Annotated in this window: 23 protein-coding genes; 9 read left to right on the top strand and 14 right to left on the bottom strand. The window is 66.7% G+C overall.

What is annotated here, in order from left to right; translation table 11 throughout:
• Window positions 1-12: 12 nt before the first annotated feature.
• Complete coding sequence (locus EDD41_RS16175) at window positions 13-1,170, bottom strand: alkaline phosphatase family protein (RefSeq protein WP_123576670.1); 1,158 nt, start codon at window positions 1,168-1,170, stop codon at window positions 13-15.
• A 13-nt stretch (window positions 1,171-1,183) separates the two neighbouring features.
• Window positions 1,184-1,762 carry a DUF5998 family protein gene (locus tag EDD41_RS16170; RefSeq protein WP_123577208.1) on the bottom strand — a complete coding sequence of 193 codons (579 nt, stop codon included), beginning with the start codon at window positions 1,760-1,762 and terminating at the stop codon, window positions 1,184-1,186.
• Between the two features lie 235 nt (window positions 1,763-1,997).
• Between EDD41_RS16170 and EDD41_RS16165 the strand changes: the two genes are divergently transcribed.
• The 3 genes from EDD41_RS16165 to EDD41_RS16155 all read left to right on the top strand — a co-directional run bounded on the left by EDD41_RS16165 (window position 1,998) and on the right by EDD41_RS16155 (window position 6,054).
• Window positions 1,998-2,882: an App1 family protein phosphatidate phosphatase gene (locus tag EDD41_RS16165; RefSeq protein WP_245995780.1), complete on the top strand. Its 885-nt coding sequence runs from the start codon at window positions 1,998-2,000 to the stop codon at window positions 2,880-2,882.
• Window positions 2,883-2,925: 43 nt separating this feature from the next.
• Window positions 2,926-5,493, top strand: a complete 2,568-nt coding sequence (locus EDD41_RS16160; protein WP_245995691.1) for a DNA gyrase/topoisomerase IV subunit A — start codon at window positions 2,926-2,928, stop codon at window positions 5,491-5,493.
• Between the two features lie 66 nt (window positions 5,494-5,559).
• Window positions 5,560-6,054, top strand: coding sequence for a beta-class carbonic anhydrase (locus EDD41_RS16155; RefSeq protein ID WP_123576668.1), 495 nt, complete (start codon window positions 5,560-5,562; stop codon window positions 6,052-6,054).
• A gap of 3 nt (window positions 6,055-6,057) precedes the next feature.
• On the opposite strand, the gene EDD41_RS16150 is transcribed toward EDD41_RS16155, so the two are convergent.
• Complete coding sequence (locus EDD41_RS16150; RefSeq protein WP_170165411.1) at window positions 6,058-7,386, bottom strand: MFS transporter; 1,329 nt, start codon at window positions 7,384-7,386, stop codon at window positions 6,058-6,060.
• A gap of 146 nt (window positions 7,387-7,532) precedes the next feature.
• Here EDD41_RS16150 and EDD41_RS16145 point away from each other — a divergent pair, with 146 nt between their 5' ends.
• The gene (locus tag EDD41_RS16145; RefSeq protein WP_094764920.1) at window positions 7,533-7,994 is read left to right on the top strand and encodes an SRPBCC family protein; all 462 of its coding nucleotides are present in this window, start codon (window positions 7,533-7,535) and stop codon (window positions 7,992-7,994) included.
• Between the two features lie 84 nt (window positions 7,995-8,078).
• Here the strand turns inward: EDD41_RS16145 and EDD41_RS16140 are convergent, their stop codons facing one another.
• The 3 genes from EDD41_RS16140 to EDD41_RS16130 all read right to left on the bottom strand — a co-directional run bounded on the left by EDD41_RS16140 (window position 8,079) and on the right by EDD41_RS16130 (window position 11,181).
• Window positions 8,079-8,300: a helix-turn-helix domain-containing protein gene (locus EDD41_RS16140; RefSeq protein WP_094764919.1), complete on the bottom strand. Its 222-nt coding sequence runs from the start codon at window positions 8,298-8,300 to the stop codon at window positions 8,079-8,081.
• Window positions 8,300-8,908, bottom strand: a complete 609-nt coding sequence (locus EDD41_RS16135; protein WP_148060594.1) for a hypothetical protein — start codon at window positions 8,906-8,908, stop codon at window positions 8,300-8,302. The genes EDD41_RS16140 and EDD41_RS16135 overlap by 1 nt, the downstream gene beginning before the upstream one ends.
• Before the next feature lie 86 nt (window positions 8,909-8,994).
• Window positions 8,995-11,181, bottom strand: a complete 2,187-nt coding sequence (locus EDD41_RS16130; protein ID WP_123576662.1) for a DNA gyrase/topoisomerase IV subunit B — start codon at window positions 11,179-11,181, stop codon at window positions 8,995-8,997.
• A 127-nt stretch (window positions 11,182-11,308) separates the two neighbouring features.
• Here EDD41_RS16130 and EDD41_RS16125 point away from each other — a divergent pair, with 127 nt between their 5' ends.
• Window positions 11,309-11,506 carry a DUF7455 domain-containing protein gene (locus EDD41_RS16125; protein ID WP_123576659.1) on the top strand — a complete coding sequence of 66 codons (198 nt, stop codon included), beginning with the start codon at window positions 11,309-11,311 and terminating at the stop codon, window positions 11,504-11,506.
• A 177-nt stretch (window positions 11,507-11,683) separates the two neighbouring features.
• Here the strand turns inward: EDD41_RS16125 and EDD41_RS16650 are convergent, their stop codons facing one another.
• The 8 genes from EDD41_RS16650 to EDD41_RS16095 all read right to left on the bottom strand — a co-directional run bounded on the left by EDD41_RS16650 (window position 11,684) and on the right by EDD41_RS16095 (window position 19,155).
• Window positions 11,684-12,235: a hypothetical protein gene (locus tag EDD41_RS16650; RefSeq protein ID WP_148060593.1), complete on the bottom strand. Its 552-nt coding sequence runs from the start codon at window positions 12,233-12,235 to the stop codon at window positions 11,684-11,686.
• 235 nt (window positions 12,236-12,470) lie between these two features.
• A complete protein-coding gene (locus tag EDD41_RS16120; RefSeq protein ID WP_148060592.1) occupies window positions 12,471-13,883 on the bottom strand; it encodes an AAA family ATPase in 1,413 nt (470 codons plus the stop codon).
• Window positions 13,884-14,076: 193 nt separating this feature from the next.
• A complete protein-coding gene (locus EDD41_RS16115) occupies window positions 14,077-14,265 on the bottom strand; it encodes a YbdD/YjiX family protein (RefSeq protein WP_123576655.1) in 189 nt (62 codons plus the stop codon).
• On the bottom strand, window positions 14,262-16,544 hold the full coding sequence (locus tag EDD41_RS16110; protein ID WP_245995689.1) for a carbon starvation CstA family protein: 2,283 nt from the start codon (window positions 16,542-16,544) through the stop codon (window positions 14,262-14,264). The genes EDD41_RS16115 and EDD41_RS16110 overlap by 4 nt, the downstream gene beginning before the upstream one ends.
• A gap of 121 nt (window positions 16,545-16,665) precedes the next feature.
• Window positions 16,666-17,679 (bottom strand): LLM class flavin-dependent oxidoreductase, encoded by a 1,014-nt coding sequence (locus EDD41_RS16105; RefSeq protein ID WP_123576651.1) that lies wholly within the window; start codon window positions 17,677-17,679, stop codon window positions 16,666-16,668.
• Window positions 17,680-17,715: 36 nt separating this feature from the next.
• Window positions 17,716-18,678 carry a DMT family transporter gene (locus tag EDD41_RS16100; protein WP_123576649.1) on the bottom strand — a complete coding sequence of 321 codons (963 nt, stop codon included), beginning with the start codon at window positions 18,676-18,678 and terminating at the stop codon, window positions 17,716-17,718.
• A gap of 81 nt (window positions 18,679-18,759) precedes the next feature.
• Entirely contained in the window at window positions 18,760-18,933 is a 174-nt protein-coding gene (locus EDD41_RS16995) for a hypothetical protein (RefSeq protein ID WP_170165410.1), read from the bottom strand.
• A gap of 3 nt (window positions 18,934-18,936) precedes the next feature.
• Window positions 18,937-19,155 (bottom strand): hypothetical protein, encoded by a 219-nt coding sequence (locus EDD41_RS16095; RefSeq protein WP_094764912.1) that lies wholly within the window; start codon window positions 19,153-19,155, stop codon window positions 18,937-18,939.
• 58 nt (window positions 19,156-19,213) lie between these two features.
• Between EDD41_RS16095 and EDD41_RS16090 the strand changes: the two genes are divergently transcribed.
• From EDD41_RS16090 to EDD41_RS16075, 4 genes are all read left to right on the top strand, one after another.
• Entirely contained in the window at window positions 19,214-19,747 is a 534-nt protein-coding gene (locus tag EDD41_RS16090) for an NUDIX domain-containing protein (protein ID WP_094764911.1), read from the top strand.
• A gap of 188 nt (window positions 19,748-19,935) precedes the next feature.
• Entirely contained in the window at window positions 19,936-21,477 is a 1,542-nt protein-coding gene (locus EDD41_RS16085) for an ABC transporter substrate-binding protein (RefSeq protein ID WP_245995688.1), read from the top strand.
• Complete coding sequence (locus tag EDD41_RS16080; RefSeq protein WP_218668508.1) at window positions 21,474-22,478, top strand: ABC transporter permease; 1,005 nt, start codon at window positions 21,474-21,476, stop codon at window positions 22,476-22,478. The genes EDD41_RS16085 and EDD41_RS16080 overlap by 4 nt, the downstream gene beginning before the upstream one ends.
• Window positions 22,475-23,290, top strand: coding sequence for an ABC transporter permease (locus EDD41_RS16075; protein WP_094764909.1), 816 nt, complete (start codon window positions 22,475-22,477; stop codon window positions 23,288-23,290). Before EDD41_RS16080 ends, EDD41_RS16075 begins: the two co-directional genes overlap by 4 nt.

Below are 23,290 nucleotides of genomic sequence, written 5' to 3'. Positions count from 1 at the left end.
TTCGCCTTCCTCTCACCAGCTTGCCGGGTGGTCCACCAGCAAGGGCACCATCATCTCCTGCTCCGTCAGCGAGCCGTGCTGGCCCACCAAGGAGAGCTCACGTTCCAGGGCTCGCGACATCACGGCCCAGTCCTGACGCATAGCCACCAGCACGTCACCGAAGCGGCTGCGTACCCGGTCATCCACCCGCCCGAACCAGCCGTCGGCCACCGCCTCGTCGCGGGTGACGACGTGTGCGCGCTCGCCAAGTTCGAGGGCCCAGCGCCGAGCCACCCGTTCCGGCCCAGGACCCCCGGCATCGGCCACCCACAACTGCCTCAGGCGTCCCTCTCCGGCGAAGAGCTCCACGCCACGAAGCAGCGCGGGGTGGTCCTCCACCAGCACGTGACGCTCCGGGGGGACGTCCAGCATGCCGTGGTCACCGGTGACCAACAGGCAGACCTCGTCATCCAGGGCCTCGCGCAGCTCGGACGCGAAACTGTCCACCGCACCGAGGGTCTCCAGCCACTGCCGCGAGGCCACGCCCTTGCCGTGACCCGTGTGGTCCAGGCTGCGTTCGTAGACGTAGACCAGACTGCGCTCGCCCAGACGGCTGGCCTCGACGGCCACCTCGATCCGGTCTGCGTGGGCGCTCTCGTCGGCCGCCCTGAAGTCGGGGCCGCGCAGGGCCGCCGTGGTCAGGCCGGAGGTCTCGAAGCGGGCGGGGCCCACGGCGCTGACCTCAACTCCGGCCGCAGCCGCCCGTTCGAACATCGTCTGGCGTGGCTGGAAGGCCACCGGGTCCGGGGGTCCGCCCTCCCAGGTCAACGCATTCATGGCGTGACTTCCGGTGGGATCAAGGAAGGAGTAACCGGCCATCCCGTGTTGGCCGGGTTCGAGCCCGGTGCCCAGACAGGTCAGTGAGGTGGCCGTGGTGGACGGGACGCCGCTGGTGAGCGTCATCGTGTCGCCGAAGAGTTCGCTGAAGTAGCCGGCGTGGCGCAGGCTGCCGCGCAGCAGGTGGTGACCCAGGCCGTCGACCAGCAGCACCACATAACGACTCGTCGACGGCAGGCCCAGCGCGTCGTCCAGACAGCCGGTAACGCCCAGATGGGCGCCGATGGCGGGCAGCAGGTCACTGAGGGTGGAGTGTCCGTGCCGGGGCAGGACGAATTCGTCGGGCAGCCTCATGGTGTGGTGCCGGTCACTTCCCCAGCAGGCGCTGGAGACCCGTGGCGAAGGCGACCAGGCGCCCCACCTTGTCAGCCCCGTCCGCGGCGGCGCTCATCCGGATCGTGATGTCGTCCCCGACCACCGTGCCGGTGTAGCCGTGGTCCGCCTCACAGGTGGGGTCCGGGCAGGCAGCCGGCTCCAGGTCCATCCGGCGCATCGTTCCCCAGCCCAGCGTCAACCAGGTCTCCACCACCTCGGAACCGGGCGCGCCGAAGTCCTGCGGGTTCGACACCGCCCGGGACAAGGACACCTGCTTCAGGTTGGCCAGTGGGATCGTCTCACAGGAGGTGATCGCGCGCCCCGCAGGGCTGGGCCGGCCCAGGGCGTCGACCGCCGGGCCGTCGTCGGTGTGGACCACCAGCAGACGCGTCCCGGTCACGACGATCACGGTGACATGACGGGAGATCTCGTCATTGGCGAAGCTGGCCTCGTGGTGCACCAGGTGGCTGGTGACCTGCTCGTCACCCAGGGCCAGTGCCACCGAGTCCTCGATGAACTGTGGGAAATAGCCACAGGCATCGATCTCTTGTCGCAGGTCGGAGGGCAGCATCGCGGTCGGGTTCACCCGACCATGGTCCCATGTCGGTACAGTCGGTCGCATGTCGACCAGACCCTTCATCGGCGCCCGCGCGGAGGAAATCGTGATGCGACGCGTGAATGCGCGGCTGGAGGACGCGCACTGGCGGCCCAGCGTGATTCCCTTCATCGGATACGGAACCACGGACCATGTCCGGGTTCTGGCCCGGATCGTGCTGCGCCCTGCGGAGCCCCAGACCCACCTGGGCATGGCGGCCGACTCCTTCCTCAGCCAGCGTGGCTGGCGCAATTTCGTCGCAGCCCCGGTGCCGCGCGCAGAAGTGACCGTCAAGCTCAAGGGCTCCAGCGTCGAGGTACGCGCGGACCGCGGCGGCTATGTGGACGTGCGTCTGCGGACCGAGGGCCTGCAGCCGGGTCTGCACCAGGCGGAAGTGGTCATCTCCGGCGGCCGGACCAAGCAGGTGCCGATCCAGGTCTTCTCCGCCGAGGAGACCTTTGGCCTTGTCAGTGACCTGGACGACACCGTGATCTCCACCTCCCTGCCCCGCCTGTTCATCGCGGCCTGGAACTCCTTCGTCGTCACCGAGGAAGGACGCAGGGCCGTGCCCGGCATGGCCAGGATGTACCAGCAGCTGTTGTCGGAACACCCCGGTGCCCCGGTGATCTACGTCTCGACGGGCTCCTGGAACACCCACGCCTTCCTGAGCCGCTTCCTGCACCGTCATGGCTTCCCCGAGGGCGCCATGCTGCTGACCGACTGGGGCCCGACGAATACCGGCTGGTTCCGCAGCGGCCCGGACCACAAACGCCAGTCCCTGCGGGAACTCGCGCGGGACTTCCCCAAGGTCAAGTGGGTACTGGTGGGCGACGACGGCCAGCACGATCCCGGTCTCTACGCAGAGTTCGCCGAGCTGCAGCCGGACCGGGTGCGCGCCATCGCCATCCGCGAGCTGTCCATGACCGAACAGGTGCTGGCCCACGGCTCCACCACGGTGCTCGCCGACGACGACCATGTGACGTGGAGCCCGGACAAGGCGCCGGAGGTCCGCGCCCCCGACGGCGATGCCCTGTGGCCCAAGCTGAAGGCCGTCCTGGATGGCTCCGGCGAGCCTGATTCGCCGCCCACCCCCTGATCGGAGACAATGTGGGGTCCGTTGATTGAAGGAGCACCCCGCCTTGGCCGCCAGGAAGAACCGTCCCACCGACGAATCCGATGAGGACTTCACCGAGCGCATCATCGACGTCGACGTCTCCAGCGAGATGGAGTCCAGCTTCCTGGAATACGCCTACTCGGTGATCTACGCCCGTGCACTGCCCGATGCCCGCGACGGCCTCAAGCCGGTGCAGCGCCGCATCCTCTACTCGATGGACGACATGGGCATCCGCCCGGACAAGTCCCACGTGAAGTCCGCCCGCGTCGTCGGCGAGGTGATGGGCAAGCTGCACCCCCACGGTGACACCGCCATCTATGACGCCCTGGTGCGCACCGCCCAGTCCTGGTCCATGCGCCTGCCGCTGGTGGACGGGCACGGCAACTTCGGCTCCCTCGACGCCGGACCGGCCGCCATGCGTTACACCGAGTGCCGGATGGCGCCCTCCGCACTGGCGATGACCGGCGGCCTCGACGAGGACACCGTCGACTTCAAGCCCAACTACGACGGCAAGCAGGACGAGCCCTCCGTGCTGCCGTCGGCCTTCCCCAACCTGCTGGTCAACGGTGCCACCGGCATCGCCGTCGGCATGGCCACCAACATGCCACCGCACAACCTGGCCGAGGTGGTGCAGGGCCTGCGCCACCTGATCAAGCACCCCGATGCGAACCTGCCGGAGCTGATGCGCTTCATCCCCGGCCCGGATCTTCCCACCGGCGGCAAGATCATTGGCCTGGACGGCATCGCCGATGCCTATGCCACGGGCCGCGGCACCTTCAAGATCCGCGCTACCGCCCGCATCGAACAGGTCACCCCGCGCCGCAAGGGCATCGTGGTCACCGAGCTTCCCTATGCGGTGGGCCCGGAGAAGATCATCGAGCAGGTGAAGACCCTTGTGCAGAACAAGAAGCTCACCGGCATCGCGGACATCAAGGACCTGTCCGACATCAACAACCACACCCGTCTGGTGATCGAGGTCAAGAACGGCATCAATCCCGAGGCAATCCTGCAGCAGCTCTACAAGAGCACCAAGCTGGAGGACTCCTTCGGCATCAACAATGTCGCTCTGGTCGAAGGCCAGCCGCGGACCCTGGGCCTCAAGGAGCTGATGGAGGTCTACCTGGCCCATCGCTTCGACGTGACCCTGCGCCGCACCCAGTTCCGGCTGGGCAAGGCCACCGACCGTCTGCACATCGTCGAGGGCCGCCTGCTGGCCATCGTCGACATCGACGACGTGATCGCCATCATCCGCAGCTCCGACGACGCCGGGCAGGCCCGCGAGCGCCTGATGGATGCCTTCGAGCTGACCGAGGTGCAGGCCAATGACATCCTGGACATCCCGCTGCGCCGCCTGACCAGGTTCAGCGTCATCGAACTGGAGAAGGAACGCGACGAGCTCAACGAGACCATCAAGGCCCTCACCGAGATCATCGAGAACCACGAGGTGCTCAGCGACCTGGTCAGCTCCGAGCTGGTCGCCGTCGCGAAGACCTACGGAGATCCCCGGCGCACCGTGCTGCTGGCCTCCTCCGGTGAGGTCACCAGTTCCAGCGCCACCCCGCTGGAGGTCCCCGACGAGCCCTGCTGGGTGATGATGGGTTCCGCCGGGCTGATGGCCCGGATGGACACGGCCGACGAGATCAGCATCGGCGGCGGCCGGGCCCAGCACGACGTGATCATCAGCGCCATCCGCACCACCAGCCATGCCGACTTCGGGGTGATCACGAACCATGGCCGCCTGATCAAGGCGCGCGCCATCGAACTGCCCACCGTCGTGCCCACCGCCTCCTCTCCCAACCTGAAGGGGGGATCGCGGGCCGGCGAGCTCTACGCCTTCCAGAAGGGCGAGAAGCCGATCGGGCTCACCAGCCTGCGTGAGGACTCCCTTGGCCTGGCGCTGGGCACGCGAAATGGCGTGGTCAAGCGCGTCAATCCCGAGGTGCTGAACAAGGACTCGTGGGAGGTCATCCGGCTGGACGACAAGGACGAGCTGGTGGGTGCGGTGGAACTCACCGACGCCTCGCACCACCTGGTCTTCGTCGCCTCCGATGCGCAGATGCTGCACTTCCCCGCCTCGCTGGTGCGTCCGCAGGGCCGCTCCGGCGGTGGCGTGGCGGGCATCAAGCTGGGCAAGGACGCCAAGGCCATCTGGTTCGGCGCGACCCCGACCCACGACGCGGTGGTCGTGACGGTCTCCGGTTCCTCCGACGCGATTCCCGGCACCGAGGTGGGCTCGGTGAAGGTCACCAGCTTCGACGAATACCCTGCCAAGGGCCGTGCGACCGGCGGCGTGCGCTGCCACCGCTTCCTGCGGGGAGAGGATGCGCTGGTGCTGGGTTGGGTGGGACCCGATCCGGCCGTCGCCGCCGCCGGCAGCGGGGCCGCCATCGACCTGCCGCCTGCCACGGGCCGTCGCGACGGGTCCGGCACGCCGACCCTGCAGCCCATCGCCGCGGTCTCGACCCGCACGCTCGGGCTGCGGGTCAGTGCGGATGCTGCGGCGGAGCAGGCCGACGAACGCCAGGACGAGCTGGCCGAGTCCGCAAGCAGCGGCGACGCGCACGACCAGGACGGTCAGGACACCCTGATCTGACCGAGCCGTGCCGGACGGGGCGAGATGACTGTCCGGCACGCCTCGTCGCGCGGTAGGTTTCCCTCCATGGGTGACTTCAACGACCTCCTGGAAGCAAATGACCTCTACGCCGAGACCTTCTCCGACGGCGGGTTCGACGGCATCGCCAAGGCCGGCGTGCTCGTCATCACCTGCATGGACTCGCGCATCGAACCACTGGGCATGCTCGGCCTGAAGCTGGGGGACGCCAAGATCCTGCGCAGCCCCGGCGGTCGGGTGACCCCGGACGTGCTCACCGGCTGCATCGTGGGATCCCACCTGCTCAACGTGAACCGCATCATGGTGGTGCAGCACACCCGGTGTGCGATGGCTTCCGGCACCGATGCCGAGGTGGCGGACAAGATCATCGAGTCCAGCAAGATGGACCTGCGCGGTATGACCTTCGGGGCCAACCCGGACCAGGACCGCACGCTGGACTTCGACGTGCACCTGCTCAAGACGCACCCAGCGATCAAGCCCCGCACGAAGATCGGCGGCTTCATCTACGACGTGGACTCCGGCAAGCTCGCCCACGTCTACTGACGCTCAGCGGGCCTGGCGGTGGGTGACCCCGTCGATCCGCAGCGGCCAGAACGCCGCCAGGCCCAACATCAGGGTGACCACGATCCCCATGATTCCCCACCGGACCCCGAAGGCCGCGGTGAAGGCCCCGATCAGGGCGGGGGCGATGAAGCTCACCACCCGGCCAACCGTGGCGTAGAGCCCGAAGGTCTCGTTCTCCTCCCCCGCCGGGATGATCCGGGTGAGCAGGGTACGGCTGGCCGACTGCACCGGCCCCACCAGGAAGCTGATCAGGATGCCGCCCACCCAGAAGACGCTTGCCCGGTTGGCGACGACGATGCCCAACCCCAATGCGACGATGGCGGACAGGCTGGCCAGGATCACCGGCCTCGGCCCCAGCCTGTCGTCGAGACGACCGAAGAGCCAGGTGCCCAGGGCGGCGGAGACGCTGGCGGCCAACCCGAAGTAGATGACCTCCTCCTTGCTGAACCCGTAGGCGGTGGCGGCGATCACCCCGGCGAAGGCGAAGACGGCGTTGAGCCCGTCTCGGTAGATGGCGGCCGAGACCAGGAAGTGCAGCAGGCCCCGTTCGTGCCACCACATCCCGGCGAGGCGTCGGGCGATGTCCCGATAGGCAGCGCCGATGCGGAAGGGCTCACCCTCGCGCGGTTCCCCGTCGGGCCCCATCAGCATGATGGGCAGGCTGAAGGCCAGCATGAAGACCGCACACAGCAGGGCCACGCAGCGCACATTGAAGGCGTCATCGGTGGGCAGGCCCAGCATGCCGCCCTTGAGGATGAAGCCGAACAGCGCCAGCACCAGGCAGACCACGCCACCCAAGTAGCCGAGCGCCCAGGCCGTGCCGGAGATCCGTCCGACGGTCTTCGGGGTGGACACGTGCGGCAGCATCCCGTTGTAGAAGACCCCGGCAATGTCCTGCGTGACACTCGCGAAGGCCAGCAGTCCGGCGCCCAGGTACAGGTAGGAATTCTCCGGCCGGACGAAGAAGCAGGCCGCCATCGCGGAGACGGTCACCAGCGTCGAGACCGCCAACATCAGCCGGCGGCGCCGCACCCGGTCCGCCCAGGCACCCATCAGCGGGGCCAGCAGGGCCAGCACCAGGCCTGCGGCGGTCTGGAAGTTCGACCAGACCACCTGCCCGTGGGCCTTGTCGGCCGCGACGGTGCCCGTGACGTAGACGGAGTAGACGAAGCTCAGCATCACCGTGTTGAAGGCATTGCCCCCGAAGTCGTAGGCGCTCCAGGCCGCGACGACCTTGCGGGGAGCGGATGACTCGTCGAGGGCCAGGCCCCCGGGGGCGAGGCTGGCGGCGGCCGGAGAAGGAGTGGTCACAGGTGGCACGCTAGCGGCAGTCGGCGTCCGTTTCGTGAACGGCTGCCGGGCCGCGGTCATGCCCGGGGAGAAGCCAGGCTTGCCGGGCTTGTACGCGGGCCGCGGAATCGCTTGATCTGGCCGCTTGCCCGTGGTTGCGTGGTGTCATGACCGAAACCAGGACCACCGCAAGCCGCGAGATCAATGCCGCGCCGAAGGACATCTTCGACCTGCTCAGCAACCCGGCGCGCCACCATGAGACCGACCCGTCGGGCGGCGTGGTCTCCACCGACAAGGGTGAGCGCCTCAAGCACGTGGGCGACACCTTCCGGATGAACATGGTCAAGGGCGACGGCTCCGAGTACCAGACCGAGAACAAGGTCTTCGCCCTCGTGCCGGACCGCGTCATCGGGTGGCAGAACATGAAGAACCTCACCAGCGACGTCGAGGTGGGATCCAAGTGGCTCTACGAACTGGAGCCCGTCGATGCCACCACCAGCAAGCTCTCCCTGACCTACGACTCCTCCGAGATCGAGAACCCGCAGGTGCAGGCGCTGGCGAAGGAGAAGTTCGCCATCGAGTCGAACCTCGAGGCCTCCCTCGCGAAGATCGCCGAAGTGCTCGGCTGATCCACTTCACACGTCGCTACAGTTCGTCGACGTCGCTGACCTCACGAGGTACGCAACGTCGAAGAACTGTAGCGACGTCGCGTTTCACCCCTCCTCGACGCTGAACAGGTCCCCCGGGGAGCAGTCCAGGGCGTCGCAGAGGGCAGTCAGCGTGGTGAAGCGCACCGCCTTTGCGCGGTTGTTCTTCAGGATCGAAAGGTTCACCACACTCAGGCCGACCCGCTCGGACAGCTCGGCCAGTGTCATCCCCCGGGCCGTCAGCAGCTCGTCAAGATGGCAGACGACGCGATGCTCGTCGGCCGGCATCAGATCACCTCGTCGAGCTCACCCTGCAGGGCCTCGCCACGTCGCAGGACGAACTCGAAGGCCAGACAGAGGTAGAAGCCGAACAACGGGATGAACATGTCACCCAACCTGGTGGACGTGGAGAAGCCGGTGCCCAGGCCCCCGAGGGCCCAGTTGGAACCCAGCACCCGCAGCCCATGGGGCACGACGGCGAGCACCACCAACAGCCAGCGAACGGTGGCGACGCGTCGCGCCACTCCCCCGTCGAAGATGGTGTCCACGCCGGAGGCCTCCCTGAGCAGCAGACCGATCCCGAGCAGTACGCCGCCCCACAGCAGCGGGATGAGTGCCTCGGCGAGCTTGAGCAGCACGACGCTGCCCAGCGGGGCCAGCGCCCCCGGGACGGAGAGTTGGTAGGGCCAGACCAGCTCCACACCAGCCGGCAGGTTCGCCAGCGCCAGTTCACCGCCGCCATTCTGGACTCGCAGGATCACCTCGCCCGCCATGACGACGGCCACCGCGTTGCATGCCGCGTACAGCAGCACGAGCCCTGCGAAGATGAGGGCCATGATGCTGGGCCCGTCCAGACGTCCCGGACGGACCTGACCCCTGTGCTCCGAAAGTTCCACGACAACTCCATCCATATCGCTTTTCGTTAGCAACGATAATCGATATGGAGGGCCTCGGGAAGCTCGGCCAACGGAGGGAGGTCGATTCAGGCGTCGATCTGGTCGGCATCCAGCTTGTAGGCACCCTCGACGATGAACTCCTTGCGCGGCGCCACCTCATTGCCCATCAGGATCTCGAAGGTCTTCTCCGCGGTCTCGGCATCGTCGACGGTGATCCGGCGCAGCGCCCTGTGCCGCGGGTCCATCGTGGTCTCCTGCAGCTGGTCGGCGTCCATCTCGCCCAGACCCTTGTATCGCTGCGGCTCCTTGAAGTTGATGCCCTTCTTGGTGAGCTCGGCCATCTTGCGCTGGTACTCGGCATCCGAGTACGTGTAGATGTACTTGTCCATGCCCTTCTTCGGGTTGGTCAGCTCGAAGCGGTGCAGCGGGGGCACTGCGGAGTAGACCCGCCCGGCCTCCACCAGCGGCCTCATGTAGCGGAAGAAGAGCGTGGCCAACAGGCAGCGGATGTGGGCCCCGTCGGAGTCGGCGTCGGCCATGAAGATGACCTTGCCGTAGCGCGCCTGGTCCACGTCGAAGGTACGTCCGGAACCTGCCCCGACCACCTGGATGATGGCGGCGCACTCGGCATTCTTGAGCATGTCTCCCACCGAGGCCTTCTGCACATTGAGGATCTTGCCGCGGATCGGCAGCAGGGCCTGGTGCTCGGAATTGCGCGCCCGGCCGGCGGTGCCGAGCGCCGAGTCACCCTCGACGATGAACAGCTCGGTCAGCTCCGAGTCATTGCTGCGGCAGTCCTTCAGCTTGGGCGGCAGGGTGGAGCTCTCCAGGGCATTCTTGCGGCGCTGGTTCTCCTTGTGGGCGCGGGCGGCCACGCGAGTACGCGAGGCTCCGATCACTTTCTCCATCACCTGACGGGCCTGAGCCTTCTGCGCCGGCTTGGTGGAGGCCAGGAAGTCCCCCAGCTCGCGCTCGACGACGCGCTGCACGATTCGGGTGGCCGGCGGGGTGCCCAGTACCTCCTTGGTCTGACCCTCGAACTGGGGCTCGGCAAGGCGCACCGTCACGACGGCAGTGACGCCCTCCAGACAGTCGTCCTTGATGATGTCGTCGCCCGCCTTCATCAGGCGGGTTCCCTCCATCGCCTTGGTGAAGGTCCTGGTCAGGGCGCGTTCGAAGCCCTGCACGTGGGTGCCGCCCTTGGGGGTGGAGATGATGTTCACGAAGCTCTTGAGCGTGGTGTCATAGGAATTGCTCCACCGCACGGCGATGTCGACGGTCAGCTCCCGCTCCACGTCCTGCGGGGTCATGGCGCCGGTGGCGGCATCCAGCATCGGCACCGTCTCGGTGAACACGTCGGAACCCTGCAGCCGCAGCACGTCGCTGATCGGGGCTCCCTGCGAGAGGTAGTCGCAGAACTCGCTGATGCCACCCTGGTGGTGGAAGACCTCCACCTCGTCGACGCCACTGCGACTGTCGGTCACGGTGAACCTCAGCCCGGGCACCAGGAAGGAGGACTGCCGGGCGCGCGCCAGCAACGAGTCGACATTGAGCTGGGCGTCCTTGAGGAAGATCTGCCGGTCCGGCCAGTAGCGGACCCTCGAACCGGTGACGCCTCGCTTGGCCTTGCCCACCACGCGAAGGCCACCCTGCGGGGTGAACGGAGCGTCTGGGCCGTCGCCGTCGAAGACACCCGGCGTGCCGCGCCGGAAGCTCATTTCGTAGGTCTTGCCCGCGCGGTCCACCTGGACGTCCAACCGGGAGCTCAGGGCGTTGACCACGGAGGCGCCAACGCCGTGCAGACCACCGGTGGCGTTGTAGGCGCCGCCGCCGAACTTGCCGCCGGCGTGCAGCTTGGTGAAGATCACCTCGACACCGGAAAGGCCGGTGCGGGGCTCCGTGTCCACCGGCATACCGCGGGCGTGGTCGTCCACCTGCACCGAGCCATCGGAGTGCAGGAAGATCTCGATTGCGTCACCGGAGCCACCGAGGGCCTCGTCGATGGCGTTGTCGATGATCTCCCAGAGGCAGTGCATCAGGCCCTTGGTGTCCGTGGAGCCGATGTACATGGCGGGGCGCTTGCGCACCGCCTCCAGCCCTTCCAGGACCAGAAGGTGCTTGGCCTCGTAGTCACGCCCGGGCTGGGCAGCGGTCTTGCTGGTGGGAGTCTTCGCTTCTGGCACCCCGACAGGGTACTCGGGCGCGCCGACAGTTTTCGGCCCTCCACGCCGCGAGGCCGGTTCCGGGGCCCGGCCGGACGTCCAGTGGAACATCAGGCGCTGCCACCCGGGCAGGCGCCCCGGGGCGGGATAGGCTGGAGGGGAACAAAGACGACGAACCTTTCGTTGAACCCCTTGTTCACCTATTGCGGGCTCGCCCGCCAGAAACATTGGAGGCCACGTGACCACCACAGTCATCGAGGACCGTTCGCTCGACGCGACGGACCGTTGCGACCGCTGCGGCGCCCAGGCCTACCTGCGCGTCATCCTCGCGTCCGGCGGGGAGCTGCTCTTCTGCGCCCACCACGCGCGGGCCCACCAGGAGAAGCTGCAGCAGGTCGCGCTCAAGATCCAGGACGAGACGGCAAGGATCAGCTGAGGCCACTGCCGCCCAGCCAGCGCCAGCCCAGCAGACACGAGGGAGCCCCCACCGATCGGTGGGGGCTCCCTCGTTGTCATTCCCGGCGGAGGCCGGCGTCGCACCGCGTCGTTCAGCAGCAGCGGGCCGTCGGCGAGTGGGCTCGTGATCGCACTTGCGATCGCTATCTCGCTGGATTCAGATCTTCTTGATCCACCCCGCGAGCCGCCGAGCAAGGGGCGATTCATCCAACTCTCCAGAAGAATGCATCGCCGCCACCAGCGCCGCTTCGACCCCTTTGACTCCGGACGTCCCACTTCCCGAGAACTCCCCTTGGAATGCGAAAAAGATTAGCGCTGAAATATCATGCCCATGAGCCCATCCCCTCGCGTCCGACCCACAGAGCAACGAATCCACCCGTGTTGAATCAATTAAGGTCACGCCCGTTGCCACAGTAGCATCGAAGGAAAATCCATTCGCCACTGAAGTCACCCCGCGCGCAAAATTTGGATTCCGGAGGTTCACATTTTCACAGCGACGGGCAAACAACTCCGCCATGGGACCACTAAGTAGAGCCACGACAGCCTCGCCCTTTGGCAACCTTTCCCGGAAGTTCAACCGATTAGCCGCGTCAATTACTTTAGGGCAGAATGAATAACTCTCCAACGCTGGATAATCCGTCCACAATAACACCGGAAGAGTCAATTCATGGACCAGTTCACCCGTATCGCGGTCGGCGATGCACTTCATGTCAATTCCCTGCGCTGTAGCCTCAAGAGCTACGCCGAGAACTTCAGCACGACGACCAGCACCCAGCGAATTACTAACGAGGAGTTCATAGGGGACGTGCAGCTCCGCAACCTCGTGAAAGGTCAGCTGGTTACCGAGCGCGTGACGATCCGCCCAGACCTCCCAAGTCCTACGATCCGAGGATCCCTCGACCACGACATGCTTACGCCGAGAGAGCGACACTTCTCGCAGGTACTCACCGACCGTCTGAAACGGCATCAATCTCCCCCCCGACTTCGGTAGGCTGAATGATCTTATTGTGCGGAACAACTCCCATCACTTGAACTGAATGAGATGCCGCCAATATCTTCACTTGAGAATCTGCCGTCACATTCAAGAGTTCAGCCAATAGCATTCGTTGCCAATCTAGACCGAGTGAAATCTCAGGCTCATCAATGATCATTAGCGGTGCGCTTGCGGTAGAAATAACAGCGTGGCACATCAGCGCAAGGAGATGCCGTTCGCCGCTCGATAGAGAGTCGGGATCGAGCAATCTTGCCGCCCCATCGCGCAGCTCAATCCCCCCATTTGTCGAGTAAACTAATTCCTTGCGCTCTAGGAATTTATTAACGCCTGCAACGAAAGTGTCGATCTGTCGAACCGCCGGGTACAGCGTCTCAATCTGACTCTCGATGTTAACCAAAAATGGGTTCAAAATCGAGTGTAATGTTGCGTTATTGGCGCCGTTGCGGCGAGCCGTGGACAAGAGTTGGGAAATTCCCCGAACTTGGCGAAGTGAAATCAGACCGTAATTCTCATGAAGTGCGCCACTACGCTCAATTCTCGAAATTTGCTCGACCATCGATTCATAAGCATCTGTATTGGAAATACTAGGCCCACTTCTCGCAAGCAAGGTCCGCTTTGCAATATCAACGTAAACGCCTTGGCCGCTTGAATCACGCTTCAGACCCTCAAAAGCAGCCCTAGAGAGGGTCCGCTCCGCTTGTTCTAGTAGCCGCGAGACCATTGAGCGCGGCCGACGCGAGATCGATCGGCCAATTGACTCACTCGAAACCTCCTCCCCCACAGGCACCGCCAACCGCGTATCGCCGATAAAGAGTGCACCGGACGACTGGCGAGCCGCTAGGTTCATATACTCAAGAAACTCGCGCCGATCCTCGAGCGCTCGACGATAGAGCCGGCCAGCGAAGTCCGACGCCTCGACGGTGAACTCTCGTTCAATTAACTCTGCTTCCTCCTCGAGCCCGAACATCTCGGCGCTCGATTCATCATCCTGGAATACGACACTCGGAATTGAGGAGACCTTAAGCCTGAGCGAGCCACGAAATGCGTCCTCACGAACCATCGAGATCACACCGCCACTCGCAAATTGAATGGCAATATGTTGCACCGGAACTTCAATTAGTGTTTCGATGCTCTCCATTGTAGGCGTTAGCAGGAATGAAATGGCACGCAGTAGATTTGTCTTACCCCGGCCATTCTCTGCATAAATCACCGCAAGGCGTCCTTCACCGACCTCATCATCGAAGGTGATGCAATAGTCAAACTCATTGAGGACCCCAGATGCTTCAATCCTAACGATTTGATCGTCGCTCACAATCTCTCCTGTCCGACCAAAAATCCCCGAAATCGAGGCTGGCAGGTTCACCGAACTCAGCTAGTAGTCTCCTGAGCGTCATAGAACCTCACGACACTCTAGCCAAGAGTCTCTGGACAGGTGCCTCTTCTCAAAGTCTCATGTCTTCGGTGCATTCGCGCCTACTCGAGGGCGTTTGAGTAGGGACCAACACGCACGCCACGTACAACAGCCCCCGACCATGGGGGCGAGGGCTGTTGTGCGTTCAGCAGCAGCGTGCCGTCGGCGAGGTGGACTCGTGGTCCCACTTGGCGCGGTAGAAGTCGGCCCGGCTGGGGGCCGGGGTGCCCGGGTGGGCATGGCGATGGTGGGCCAGGTAGCGCTCGTAGGCGTCCAGGCCGCTCATCCCCTTCCACACCCGCGCCACCAGGTGCGCGGCCTCACGGACGGTCACGACGTCGCCACCTCGTGGGCATGGACACGGTGGTCCAGGTGCTCGCCGCTGGCATCCAACCCTGCCGCCTTCCACTGGGCCAGCACGCGCCTCTCCTCCTGCGTCGGCAGGAAGCTGGACGGCGCGAAGATCTCCGACGGGGTGTGCGGGGCCTCGGTATCGGGCAGCCCGCCGGCCCGCCACGCCTGCCAGGCGATCCGCAGGCCGATGGCGAGCACCACCAGCACCAGCACCGCGTAGACGATGCTCAGCGTTCCCTGCACGAAGGTGTTGCGGATCACCATGTCGATCTCGTGGGGTGTCTTGGCCGTCAGGTAGGTGGTCTTGCCCGCCTCCTTGGCCGCCTTGGCTGCGGCGTGGTTGCTCCAGTAGCCGATCTTCGGGTTGCTGGAGAAGATCTTCTCGTAGCTGGCCCACATGGTGATGAAGACGGCCAGTGGCAGGCCGGGGATCCAGGCCCACTTGAACAGGCCCTTCTTCATGACCACGACGAAGCAAAGGGTGAGGGCGATCGCGGCGAGCAGCTGGTTGGCGATGCCGAACAGCGGGTAGAGCATGTTGATGCCGCCCAGCGGGTCGGTGACGCCCATCACGACGATCGAGCCCCAGCCCAGCACGGTGGCCAGCGTCGTGATCCAGGCACCGGTGCGCCACGACGGGTCGCCGAACTTCTTGAGGCCCGGGATATTGGCCAGCATGTCGCTGATCATGAAGCGGGCGACGCGGGTGCCGGCGTCGATGGTGGTGAGGATGAACAGCGCCTCGAACATGACGGCGAAGTGGTACCAGAAGGCCTTGGCGGCGCCGATCAGCGGGATCTCGCCGAAGATCTGGGCCATGCCGAAGGCCAGCGTCGGCGCGCCACCGGTGCGGGAGATGATCGTGGTCTCCCCCACCTCGTGCGCGGCCGTGCTGAACATGTCGGGGGTGGCGGGCGGCAGCGGTGCGCCGCCGGGGCTCACCAGGCCGAGCCCGTTGGTGTACGTGGCGGCGGACTCCGGCGTGCCACCAGTGAGGCCCAGCGGCGCATTCATGCCGAAGTACATGTGCTGGTCGATCACGCAGGCGGTGATCATGGCCATCATCGCGACGAAGCTCTCGGTGAGCATGCCGCCGTAGCCGATGACGCGGGCCTGCGACTCCTTCTGGATCATCTTGGGCGTGGTGCCCGAGCTGATCAGGGAGTGGAAGCCGCTGAGCGCGCCACAGGCGATGGTGATGAACAGGAAGGGGAACAGGTTTCCGGCGAAGGCCGGGCCGGTGCCGGTGTGGGCGAAGCTGGTGACCGCGGGCATGCTCATGAAGGGCAGCACCACCAGGATGGACAGCGCCAGGAAGGCGATGGTGCCCACCTTCATGAAGGTGCTCAGGTAGTCGCGGGGTGCCAGCAGCAGCCAGACGGGCAGCACTGCAGCGAAGAAGCCGTAGATGGCGATGGCATAGGCCAGCTGCACCGGGCTGAGCGTGAAGACCTCGGCCAGCGTCGGGTGGTGGCTCACCCAGGAGCCACCGGCGATGGCGGCGATCAGCAGCACGATGCCGATGGCGGAGGTCTCGCCGACCGCGCCGGGGCGGATGTAGCGCATGTAGACGCCCATCAGCAGGGCGATCGGGATGGTCATGGCGATGGAGAAGACGCCCCAGGGGCTGTGGGCCAGGGCGCCGATGATGACGATGGCGAGCACCGCGATGAGGATGATCATGATGCTCGTGACACCCAGGATGGCGAACCAGCCACCGACGGTGCCGAGCTCGTCCTTGGCCATCTGGCCCAACGAGCGGCCGCGACGGCGGATGGACAGGTGCAGCACCATGTAGTCCTGCACCGCACCGGCCAGGATCACGCCGAAGACGATCCAGAGGGTGCCAGGCAGGTAGCCCATCTGGGCCGCGAGGACGGGGCCGACCAGCGGCCCGGCGCCGGCGATGGCGGCGAAGTGGTGGCCGAAGAGCACCACCCGGTGGGTGGGCATGAAGTCCTTGCCGTTGGCGAACTCCTCGGCCGGGGTGGCGCGGGTGTCGTCCGGCCGGTGCAGCTTTCGCTCGATCAGCTTGCCGTAGAAGCGCAGTGCCAACAGGTAGCTGCCGACCGCGGCGAGCACGAACCAGGCGGCGCTGACCCGCTCACCGCGCTGGACGGCGATCACGAACCATGCCACGGCGGCGACGATGCCGACCACACCGAAGACGGCCTTCTCGCGGCCACTTACGACGTGGTCCTGCACGACGGCGACCGGGGGCAGGTCCTGCCTGGTACGGATCTCTTGCGGTTGCGGCACGGGTGGGGCGGAGCTGGAGACGCTGGGGCCTCTCTGTGGGTTGCGACGCCCCAGCATGACAGTGGGCCACCATGTGAGACCGTACGTCTCGCATAGTGGCCCATTGTCTGAGATCCTGCGCTCAGCCCTGCTGCAGCCCCATCGACCGCACGTCGCGCAGGGTGCCGATGCGGGTGCCCACGTCGTACGTGGTGGCGGCGAGCATCAGTTCCTGCACCCCGGTGCGGTCGACCAGCGACTGCAACCGGGCCTTGACCGACTCGGGGGTGCCGACGAACTTGGTGGCGGGCAGGTGCCCCATCATCTGCTCGTCGAGCGGCGAGAGCCCGCGCTCGACGGCGGTCTCGGGCGAGATCACGGGCGTCAGACGATTGGTGCGCAGGGCCAGCGCCATGTGCTTGGCGGGCCCCGCCAGGTACTCGGCACGGTCGGTGTCCGCAGCGGTGATCACCGAGGTCGCGATCATGGCGTAGGGCTCGGCGAGCACCGGCGACGGCTCGAAGCGGGCGCGATAGGCCTCCATCACCGAGACCTCGTCCATCTGGCCGAAGTGGTGGGCGTAGCAGTAGCGAAGACCGAGCATGCCGGCCAGCTGCGCGGAGTAGGCCGAGCTGCCCAGCAGCCACACGTCGGGGTAGGTCTCAGGCTTCGGAGTGGCGGCCAGGGTGGCCGACATCGGCTCCTCCAGGCGAGTGTCACCCAGCCAGCTCATCAGTTCCAGGACGTGCTGCGGGAACTCTTCGACACCCAGGGCGTCGGGCCCGCGACGCAGCGCCTGGGCGGTGCGCTGGTCGGTTCCCGGGGCCCGCCCGATGCCGAGGTCGATCCGGTTCGGATAGAGCCCCTCGAGCAGTGCGAACTGCTCGGCCACCACATAGGGGGCGTGGTTCGGGAGCATCACGCCACCGGAGCCGACGCGGATCCGATCGGTGTGGGCGCCGAGGGCCGCGATGATCACCGCCGGACTGGTCGAGGCGACGGCCGGCATGTTGTGGTGCTCCGCAACCCAGTAGCGCTGGTAGCCGAGCTCATCGGCTGCCTTGGCCAAGGTGATGGCACGCTGCAGGGCCTGCGGTGTGGTGGTGTCCTCGGTGACGGTGACGAGGTCCAGGACGCTCAGCGGAAGGGTGCTCATGCCTGGTGCAACCCGGGCGCCAGCACGAGTATTCCGTCAGTCGCGCTTCGCCCGCTGGGCTGCGAGGCCCGCTGCCGCGGCGGCCATCAGGGTGATGGCGACGCCTGCGAGGAGCTGGGCGGTGACGGGGGCGGCACGGGTGACGATGTCGAGCAGGACTGCGGTCACCAGCTGCCCGGTCAGTGACATCAGGGCCGTGACGAGGACGCCGAGATGTCGCACGGCTGCCGCAGCGATGGCGATGTAGACCACGCCGATGACGCCGCCGACCAGCGACCACCACGGCACGTCGAGGGTGCGCGGGGCATGCAGGCGACCGGTGGCGAACAGGGCCATGGCATACCCACACAGTGCAGTGAAACCCCAGGTGAAGTTGACGAAAGTGGTGGCCACGACATGCCCCGAGGCCAGGTTCACCTTGCCGTTGATGGCCTGCTGGATGCTCATGCCCGCACCGGCTGCGACGGTCAGCAGCAGCGCCGTGAGGCTGAGGGCGTGAACGGTGCCGCCCCGGGCGCTGGAGGCGACGGCGACACCGACGAAGGTGGCCAGCGCCGCGAGGACGCGCGGCATCGACAGAGGCGTGCGACCCGCCGGCCCCAGGCCGATCCTGTCGACGAGCAGGGCATTGGCCGTCTGCCCGCCCACCATGGCGATGGTGAACAGCGCCACGCCCATCTGCGGCACGGCGAAGGACTGCACGGCGACGAAGAAGCCGCCGAAGAGCCCGCCCAGCACCTCCCACCACTGCAGATTCTGGCGACGGACCGCCCGGGCGACGTCGGCCAGGGCTCGTCTCGCAGCGGGCAGCAGCGCCAGACCGAGGGCCAGGACGAGCCAGCCGGAGCCAAAGCTCCACAGGGCAGCTTCGACGGGCGCCCCGAGTCGGGTGGCAAGTGCCCCGTTGGCCTTCGCCTGCACCGCGGCCCCGGCCCCGGCTGCCAGGGTTGCCAGCGCGAACAGGACGACGGAGGAGCGTTCGGGGTGGGCTGTGGTCATCGGGGCTCCCGGGTCGAGGCAACAGGCGCAGGCCACCCTAGACCGTCACCCCAGCCCCCGACGAGGCCGCGGGAACAGCCGTCAGCGCAGGGACTGGAAGACCAGCAGCCGGTAGAAGATCCGCGCGGGAAGAGCGACGATCCAGTCGGGAATGCCCCGCACGCCGATCTCCTGCCCCCAGGTCACCGTGCTCCCTTGGCGCAGTGGCGTCGCCTCGATCACAGAGGAACCGCGCACCAGTCCACCGGCCTTCACCAGCTAGGCCGTGCGCTCGTCACGGCGCGTCACGTGCATGACGTCATCAAAGGACCACCACCCCAAGGATGTGCGGGCCACCACCACGGATCCGGCCTCGAGCGGGAAGGGGGCGGTGATCGTGGTGAACGGCGGGCGGTGTCGCCGCAGGTCGAGCACCCGCGAGAGGGCCTCAGCCGGAGGCAAGGGGCTGCGTCGGCGGATGACGAGGTGGGTGGTCACTGGATCATCGTGCCATCGCGACGCGGCTGTCTGGAGCCGCCGCACTAGGCTCGCCAGCATGTGGCCCGTCACCAGCACCGAGACCAAGTACGCGAACAACTGGATGAGTGTCCGCGAGGACCGGGTGGTCCGTCCCGACGGCACCCCGGGCATCTTCGGCGTGATGACGGTGCGCAATGCGTCGGTCTTCGTCGTCGCGCTCACCGAGGACGAGTGCGTCTGGATGGTCGAGGTCGACCGCCACACCGTCGGGCCCTCGCTGGAGGTGCCCAGTGGCGGCAGCGACGGACAGGAGCCGCTCGTGGCCGCCCAGCGGGAACTGGCAGAGGAGACCGGTCTGGTCGCAGAGCACTGGCGCAAGATCGGCGAGATGGATGCCCTCAACGGCATCTGCGAGGCCCCCGAGCATGTCTTCCTCGCCACCGGGCTCTCTTCCGCGGCCACTGATCTGGTGGAGCCCGACGCAGAGGGCATCACCTCCGCCCGTCCGATTCCCTGGACCGAGGCGCTGTCCATGGTCGCCCACGGGGAAATCCGTGACGGCGAGACCATCGCCGCGCTGATGTTCGCGGCGATCGCGAAGGGCTGCTGAGCCGACCAGGCCCTCCGTCGCGGGGCGGACCAGGACGTCTCTGGACGTGGTGCAGGCAAGAGTCCGTTAGGGTTCGGCCCAAGGCCGGCAACGTTGTCGACCGGACGGGACAGACCATGGGCGCTCCACCGGCCCCATCCACGCTTCACCCGACACCTACCCCGCCTCAGGATGCCCCGGCATCCGGGGTGCACCGCCCCCGCGTCCTCACCCGACGACGAGCCCTGCAGGGCGCTGCACTCGGCATTGCCGCGGCCACCGGCCTGTCGGGATGCAACACCGCACAGGCCAATTCCACCGCGATGCTCGCCCACGGCGCCACCGGCGGCAGCCTCAAGGACTCGCTCGACCCCCACTTCCCCGTCACCATCCCCGACATCGCCCGGGTGCGACAGCTCTACGAGCCGCTGCTGCGCTATGACACCCAGATGAAGGTGCAGCCCGGTCTGGCCGAGTCGATCGAGCACAATGCAGACGGCACCATCTGGACCATCCGGCTGCGCCAGGACGTCACCTTCCACAACGGCAAGAGCGTGCGCGCCACCGACGTCGAGGCCAGCCTGGAGCGGATGCTCGACCCGAAGAATCCCGCCCCCTTCCTGTCCACCGTCGCCCCGATCGCCAACCTGAAGTCCTCGCGGGTGCTCGACGAGCGCACCTACCAGCTCCACCTCACCCAGCCCTATGCGATCCTCGACGCGATGCTCGCCTCCTACCCCTTGGGCATCATCCCCGCCGACTTCGACCCCAGGAATCCTGTGGGCACCGGCCCCTTCCGGGCGGACGTCTTCGTCCCGGGGCAGCGCAGCGTCTTCACCAGATACGACGACTACTGGGACACGCGCGCCACCTTCGACGCCCTGACCATCATCGACTTCACCGACGACGCCGCCAAGGTCAACGCCCTGCTCGCAGGCCAGGTGCAGAGCATCGACAACCTTCCCGGCTATCTCAGCGAGGCGGTGGACAGTCAGGGGGCCACGGCGCTGGTCAGCCAGACCGGTGCCTGGATCCCGTTCACCATGCGGGTCGACGTCCAGCCCTTCTCCGACGTGCGGGTGCGACAGGCGATGCGCCTGATCGCCGATCGTCACCAGATGGTGGAGCAGGCGCTCAACGGCTTCGGCCGCGTCGCCAACGACCTCCACTCCCCCTTCGACCCCTCCTACATCGGCGAGCAGCTTCCCCAGCGGGAGCAGGACATCGACCAGGCGAAGGCACTGCTGAGGCAGGCAGGCCAGTCCGACTTGCGCATCGAGCTCACCACCTCCACCGCCGTCGGTGCCGGAGGCGTCGAGTCGGCAAGCCTCTTCGTCCAGCAGGCTGCGAAGGCAGGGGTGAAGGTGCGGCTGCGGGTGCTCGACGGCAGCATCTTCTACGGCGACCAGTACCTCTCCTGGCCCTTCGCCCAGGACTTCTGGGAGACCAGGCTCTACCTGCCCCAGGTGGCGGCCTGCGGCCTGAAGGGCTCGCCCTACAACGAGACCCACTGGAACGATCCGCAGTTCATCGAACTGGTGACCACCGCCAACCGCACCATGGACGCGCGGCGACGCACCATGCTGCTGCAGGACGCGCAACGCATCGAGCACGAGCGCGGCGGCTACATCGTGTGGGCCTTCAAGAACCAGGTGGACGCCTACTCCAACTCCGTCACCGGGCTGCAACCGGCACGCCAGTTGCCAGTCTCCGACTACCGCTTCAACCTGGTCAAGCCGGTGCAGTCATGATGGGCGCCACGAAGGTCCGTCGTCCCTCCGCGGCGCGTGGCTGGACGCTCTGGCTGCTGCGGCGCACCGCCCTGGCCGTCCTCACCCTGTGGTTGGTCTCGCTGCTGGTCTTCCTCGCCACCTCGGCCCTGGGCGATCCGGTGCGCGCCATCCTCGGCAAGGACTATGCGGTCAGCCCCGACCGGGTGGCCGCGATCCGCGAGACGCTTGCCCTGGATCGGCCCTTGCTGGTGCGTTACGGCAGGTGGCTCTCTCGTCTGCTGCACGGCGATCTGGGAACCTCGGTGGCCAACAACCTTCCGGTGGGAAAGCTGGTCGGTGACAAGATCGTGAACAGCGGCTTCCTGGTGCTGCTGGTGGCCATCGTGATGCTGCCGCTGGCGACGGGGCTCGCCACGCTCAGCGGACGCCACCGCAGCGGTCCGGTCGACCACGCCGTCGGAGTGGTCACCCTCGCCCTCGCAGGAGTGCCCGAGTTCGTCACCGGCATCCTGCTGGTGGCGCTGCTCAGCACCAGCGTGGCGCACTGGCTCCCCGCCGTCACGGTGCTGCCGATTGGCACCAGGCCATGGAACCGGCCCGCGTCGATGGTGCTGCCGGTGGCCACCCTGGTGATCGCCGTGACGCCCTATCTGACCCGGATGCTGCGCAGCTCGTTGGTGGAGGTGCTCGACTCCGACTACGTGGAACTGGCTCGCCTGAAGGGTGTTCCCGAGGCCCGGGTGCTGCGTCGCCACGCCCTGCCCAACACCGTGGTGCCCACCATCCAGGTGACGGCCCTGCAACTCGCCTGGCTGGTGGGAGGCGCGGTGATGGTCGAGTACCTGTTCAACTACCCCGGGATCGGAGCCACCATGGTGGACGCCGTCAAGAACAGCGACTTCCCCGTCGTGCAGGCGCTCACGATGGTCATCGCCGCCGTCTACGTGGTGGTGAACCTCGTCGCCGACGTGCTCTCGATCCTGTTCACCCCGCGTGCCCGGACGGGGATGGCCCGATGAGCCGCCTCGTGGGCGTGCTGCGTGATCCGCGCATCGCCATCGGGGGCGCCATCACCTTGGTGGTGCTGGCGCTGGCCCTGGCGGGCCCCTGGCTGGCTCCGTACGGGCAGTACGACATCGTCGGCAAGCCCTTCACCGACGCCGGTGCCTTCCTGGGCACCGACCACCTTGGGCAGGACGTGCTCAGCCGGTTGCTGTGGGGAGGTCGCTCCATCCTGACGCTCGCGCTGCTCGCCACCGTCCTGGGCGTCGCGCTCGGCGTTCTGGTGGGTGTTCTCGCCGCCTATCTGGGTGGATGGCTCGACGAGGCCCTGATGCGGCTCAACGACGTCATGCTCGCCATCCCGCAGATCCTGATCACCCTGCTGGTGCTCAGTGCCGTCGAGCAGCCCACCGGGTGGGTGGTCGTCTCCGTGGTCGGCATTTCCCACGCGCCCCGCGTGGCCCGGGTGGCTCGGGGCGTGGCACTCACCTATGTCGACGACGACTTCATCGCCGCCGCGGAGGCGATCGGCGAGCACCGCTGGCGAATCCTGACCACCGAACTGGGCCCCAATCTGGTGGTGCCGCTGCTGGCGGAGGCCGGCCTGCGCCTCACCTACTCCATCGGCATGATCGCCAGCATCGGCTTCCTCGGCTTCTCCACCGACCCGGGGTCCGCCGACTGGGGAAAGATGACCGACGAGAACCGGCTGGGACTGCTGGTGCAGCCCTGGGGCGTGCTCGCCCCCGTCCTGGTGATCGGGTTGTTCACCATCGGAACCAACCTCCTGGCCGACGGCCTGGGCCAGCGCAGCGCCAAGGGAGCCTGA

It is taken from the genome of Luteococcus japonicus, from assembly GCF_003752415.1.
Lineage (GTDB): Bacteria > Actinomycetota > Actinomycetes > Propionibacteriales > Propionibacteriaceae > Luteococcus > Luteococcus japonicus.
This window is presented reverse-complemented; position numbering and strand designations above follow the sequence as displayed.